Annotated in this window: 3 protein-coding genes; all 3 read left to right on the top strand. The window is 75.4% G+C overall.

Annotated features, from left to right (window positions below; all coding sequences use genetic code 11):
- Nucleotides 1-144: 144 nt before the first annotated feature.
- Nucleotides 145-2,811, top strand: a complete 2,667-nt coding sequence (locus G3I53_RS32310) for an alpha/beta fold hydrolase (RefSeq protein WP_164335840.1) — start codon at nucleotides 145-147, stop codon at nucleotides 2,809-2,811.
- On the top strand, nucleotides 2,808-3,710 hold the full coding sequence (locus tag G3I53_RS32305; protein WP_203592133.1) for an ABC transporter permease: 903 nt from the start codon (nucleotides 2,808-2,810) through the stop codon (nucleotides 3,708-3,710). The genes G3I53_RS32310 and G3I53_RS32305 overlap by 4 nt, the downstream gene beginning before the upstream one ends.
- A gap of 171 nt (nucleotides 3,711-3,881) precedes the next feature.
- Nucleotides 3,882-5,357: VWA domain-containing protein (locus G3I53_RS32300; RefSeq protein WP_164439034.1), on the top strand; the 1,476-nt coding region annotated here is incomplete at its 3' end.

The raw sequence follows: 5,357 nt of genomic DNA, 5'->3' as shown, positions 1-5,357 counted from the left end.
CCCCCGGGCCCCACCGCCCCCCACCGGCACCCGCCGGTGTACCGCGTCCGGTGTACGCCACCCGCCGGTGTACGACCGGGGGTGGGCGCCGGGATCCCCCTGTGGGCCGCCGGAGTGCGCGGCGGCCTCCTTTATGGTTCCAGGATGGACCTCCGAAAGATCCGGTTGCCGGCCCGTGCACGAGGCGGCGGGCGCCGCCGAAGGTGGGCCGCCGCGGCGGCGGCCGTGTTCGTGCTCGCCGGCGCCGGCACCTGGACCGCCGTCGCCTCGGAGGACCCGCCCGCCGAGGTGGTGCGCGAGGACCGGGCCCTGACCACGGGCGACGGGGTGCGCATCGACACCTCGTACTTCACCTCCGGCCCGGAGGGCCGCCGTCCCGCCGTCCTGCTCGGACACGGCTTCGGCGGCAGCAAGGAGGACGTGCGGCAGCAGGCCGAGGACCTCGCCCGGGACGGGTACGCGGTCCTCACCTGGTCCGCGCGCGGCTTCGGGAAGTCCACCGGGAAGATCGGGCTGAACGACCCCGAGGGCGAGGTCGCCGACGTCTCCCGGCTGCTCGACTGGCTGGCCGGCCGGCCCGAGATCCAGCTCGACAAGGACGGCGACCCGCGCGTCGGCATGGCCGGCGGCTCCTACGGCGGCGCCATCGCCCTGCTCGCCGCCGGACACGACGACCGGGTCGACGCGATCGCCCCGGCCATCACCTACTTCGACCTCGCCGACGCGCTGTTCCCGGGTGGCGTGTTCAAGAAGCTGTGGGCCGGCATCTTCGTCAACTCCGGTGGCGGCTGCGACCGGTTCGAGCCCGCGCTGTGCGCGATGTACGAGCGGGTCGCCGAGTCCGGTGTGCCGGACGCCGAGGCCCGCGCCCTGCTGCGGGAACGCTCGCCGTCCGCCGTCGCCGACCGCATCGACGTGCCCGCGCTCCTCGTGCAGGGCCAGTCCGACTCGCTGTTCCCGCTCGGCCACGCCGACGCCGCCGCGCGCGCCATCCGCGCCAACGGCGCCCCGGTGGAGGTCGACTGGATCGCGGGCGGCCACGACGGCGGCGACCCGGAGACCGACCGCGTCCAGCGGCGCGTACGGGCCTGGTTCGACCGCCACCTCAAGGGCGACCGGAACGCGGACACCGGCCCCGCCTTCCGCGTCAGCCGCACCGGCGGCGTCGACTCCACCGACGGGCGGGCCACGCTCCGCGGCGCGAGCGCCGACCGGTACCCCGGCCTGAGCAGCGGACCGGAGACCGTCCGCCTCACCGGATTCCAGCAGCGCTTCGACAACCCGGCGGGGGCCAGCCCGCCCGCCGTGTCCGCCCTCCCGGGCCTCTCCGGCGCCGGCGGCGGCCTCTCCCAGCTGTCCTCGCTCGGCGTCGGCGTCTCGCTGGACTTCCCCGGCCAGCACGCCCGCTTCCAGTCGGAGCCCCTGGACCGCGATCTGCGCATCACCGGTTCCCCGCAGATCACCGCGCGCGTCACCTCGACCAGCGACGACGCGGTGCTGTTCGGCAAGCTCTACGACGTCGGCCCCGACGGCCGGCAGCAGGTGCTGCCCTCCCAGCTCGTCACCCCGCTGCGGGTCGAGAACGCCAAGGCGGGCCAGGACGTCACGCTCACGCTGCCCGCCGTCGACCACGAGGTGCGCAAGGGCCACCGCCTCCGCCTGGTCGTCGCCTCGACCGACCTCGGCTACGCCTCACCGGCCGCCCCCGCCACCTACACCGTCGACATCGAGGGCCACCTGACGGTGCCCACCGCGCCCGCCGTGACCACCGCGGCGGCCCCGCTGCCCGCCTGGGTGTGGTGGCTGCCGCTCGCCGGAGCCGTCGCCGCCCTGGTCCTGGTCCTCACCGGCCGCCGCCGCACCACCGCCCCGGCACCCGACCCCGAACGGGCCGGCCTGCCCCTGGAGATCACCGGACTGAGCAAGCGCTACGCCCGCTCCGCCGACCGGTACGCCGTGCGGGACCTGTCCTTCCGCGTCGAACGCGGCCAGGTCCTCGGCCTGCTCGGCCCGAACGGCGCCGGCAAGACCACCACGTTGCGCATGCTGATGGGCCTGATCACCCCCGACGAGGGCGAGATACGGGTCTTCGGCCACGCCGTGCGGCCCGGCGCCCCGGTGCTGTCCCGGGTCGGCGCCTTCGTGGAGGGCGCGGGCTTCCTGCCGCACCTGTCCGGGCGGGAGAACCTGGAACTGTACTGGCGGGCCACCGGCCGCCCGGCCGAGGACGCCCACCTCGACGAGGCCCTGCGCATCGCGGGCCTCGGCGACGCCCTCTCCCGCGCGGTGCGCACCTACTCCCAGGGCATGCGCCAGCGCCTCGCCATCGCGCAGGCCATGCTCGGCCTGCCCGACCTGCTGATCCTGGACGAGCCGACCAACGGCCTGGACCCGCCCCAGATCCGCGAGATGCGGGAAGTGATGATCCGCTACGCGGCCGACGGACGCACGGTGATCGTCTCCAGCCACCTCCTCGCCGAGGTCGAGCAGTCCTGCACCCACCTCGTCGTCATGGACCGGGGCCGGCTCGTCCAGGCGGGCCCGGTGCACGAGATCGTCGGCACCGGCGACACCCTGCTCGTCGGCACCGGCGCCCCCGTCGACGAGCCGCTCGCCGAGAAGGTGGCCGCGCTGCCGGGCGTCGCCTCGGCCGTACGCGCCGACGACGGAATGCTGGTGCGGCTGGACGCGGACGGCACCGCCGCCCGCCTGGTCGCCGACCTCGTACGGCTGGACGTGCCGGTGGAGTCGGTGGGCCCGCACCGCCGCCTGGAGGACGCCTTCCTCACCCTGATCGGAGGTTCCGCATGAGCACGCTCACCGAGCGGGACGAGCGCGACGGGCGGGACACGGCCCACGGGCCCGCCACCGCCGTCGCCGACGGCTACCGCGCCGGCCACACCCTGCCGCTGCGCGTGGAACTCGTCCGGCAGGTCAAGCGCCGCCGCACGCTGGTCATGGGCGCGATCCTCGCCGCCCTGCCGTTCGTCCTGGTCGTCGCCTTCGCCATCGGCGGCGAGCCGGAGGGCCGGGACGGCCGGGTGACCCTGATGGACACGGCCACCGCGTCCGGCGCCAACTTCGCCGCCGTGAACCTGTTCGTGTCGGCCGGGTTCCTCCTCGTCATCCCCGTCGCCCTGTTCTGCGGGGACACGGTCGCCTCCGAGGCGGGCTGGTCGTCGCTGCGCTACCTGCTCGCCGCCCCCGTGCCCCGGATGCGGCTGCTGTGGTCGAAGCTGGCCGTCGGGCTCGGGCTGAGCCTGGCCGCGATGGTGCTGCTGCCGGTGGTGGCCCTCGCCGTCGGCACCGCCGCCTACGGCTGGGGCCCGTTGCAGATCCCCACCGGCGGCTCCCTGGACCCCGGCACGGCCGCCCAGCGGCTCGTGGTCGTCGTGGCCTACCTGTTCGTCTCCAACCTGGTGACCGCCGGGCTCGCGTTCTGGCTGTCGACCCGCACCGACGCGCCGCTGGGCGCGGTGGGCGGCGCGGTCGGCCTGACCATCGTCGGCAACGTCCTCGACGCGGTGACCGCGCTCGGCGACTGGCGCGACTTCCTGCCCGCGCACTGGCAGTTCGCCTGGGCGGACGCCGTCCAGCCCACCCCCGAGTGGTCCGGCATGATCCAGGGCGCCGCCGTCTCCGTCACGTACGCGCTGGTGCTGTTCGCGCTGGCCTTCCGGCACTTCACCCGCAAGGACGTCGTCTCCTAGCTGCCCCCGGTCCGCCCGCCGAGGTCAACGGAGGGTCACCTACCGGTCTCGGCGGGCGGTTTCCGTGCCCGCTTCGAGACGCATCTGCAACCCCCCGTACCGCACGTTCCGGCCCGCTCCGGCGTCACAGTCGCAGGAAGTCGACGTCAACCGGCAGAGGGGACACGGCCGATGAAGCGGCACGGGGCGCGGAAGGCACGGGGGTACGGCAGGTTCAGGTGGGGCGGCGCGCTGGCCGCCCTCACGGCGGCGGGCGGCCTGCTGCTCAGCGGGTGCTCCAGCGGGGACGACTCCGGGCGGCGGGCGACGGACTCCTCCTACGAGCGAGGGGGCGACCGCACGGCACCGCTGCCCGCGCCCGACGCCCCCCGTGGCGGCGAACGGCAGGGAGAGGGCGAGGGCGACATCGCCCCCGAGCCGGACCCCGGCCACCTCTCCACCTTCGCCCTCGACGTCGACACCGCCTCCTACGGCTACGCCCGCCGCACCCTCGCCGACGGCCGGCTGCCCCACCCGTCGACGGTGCGGCCCGAGGAGTTCGTCAACAGCTTCCGCCAGGGCTACGAGCGCCCCGACGGGGACGGATTCACGGTCACCGTCGACGGTGCCCGCACCCCCGAGAAGGACTGGTCCCTGGTCCGGGTCGGCCTGGCCACCCGGACCGCCGAGGACTCCGGCGACCGGCCGCCCGCCTCGCTCACCTTCGTCGTCGACATCTCGGGCTCCATGGCCGAACCCGGCCGCCTGGACCTCGCCAAGAGCTCCCTGGCCACCATGACGGACCGGCTGCGCGACGACGACGCGGTGGCCCTCGTCACCTTCAGCGACGAGGCCGAGACGGTCCTGCCCATGACCCGCCTCGGCGGCCACCGCGGCCGGGTCCACGACGCCGTCGCCGGTCTGCGGCCCGCGCAGTCCACCAACCTGGCCGCGGGCGTCGAGACCGGCTACGCGACCGCCGTCGAGGGGCTCCGCAAGGGCGCCACCAACCGGGTCGTGCTGGTCTCCGACGCGCTCGCCAACACCGGGGAGACGGACGCCGACGCCATCCTGGAACGCATCTCCGGCTCCCGTCGCGAGCACGGCATCACCTTGTTCGGTGTCGGCGTCGGCAGCGACTACGGCGACGCGCTGATGGAGCGCCTCGCGGACAAGGGCGACGGCCACACCGTCTACGTCTCCGACGAGAAGGAGGCCCGCACGGTGTTCTGCGAGGACCTGCCCCGCAACATCGAGCTGACCGCCCGGGACGCCAAGGCCCAGGTCGCCTTCGACCCGGAGACGGTCGCCGAGTTCCGGCTCGTCGGCTACGACAACCGCCGGGTCGCCGACGAGGACTTCCGCGACGACCCGGTCGACGGCGGCGAGGTCGGCCCCGGCCACACCGTCACCGCCCTGTACGCGGTGCGCACCCGGCCAGGCGCCGAGGGCCACCTCGCCACGGCCACCGTCCGCTGGCTCGACCCCGGCAGCCGGGCCCCGCACGAGGAGACCGGCGACCTGGAGACGGACGCCCTCGGCGGCTCCGTCTGGCGCGCGGACCCCGGCCTGACCGTCACCGCGACCGCCGCCTACTTCGCGGACGCGCTGCGCTCCCGCGGCGACCGTCCCGGGGCCCTGCCGGGCGCCCCCGGCCTGGGCCGGCTC

Source organism: Streptomyces sp. SID14436 (assembly GCF_010548465.1).
In the GTDB taxonomy this organism is placed as follows: domain Bacteria; phylum Actinomycetota; class Actinomycetes; order Streptomycetales; family Streptomycetaceae; genus Streptomyces.
Note: the sequence above shows the minus strand (reverse complement) of the source record. Positions and strands in the feature narration are given on the sequence as shown.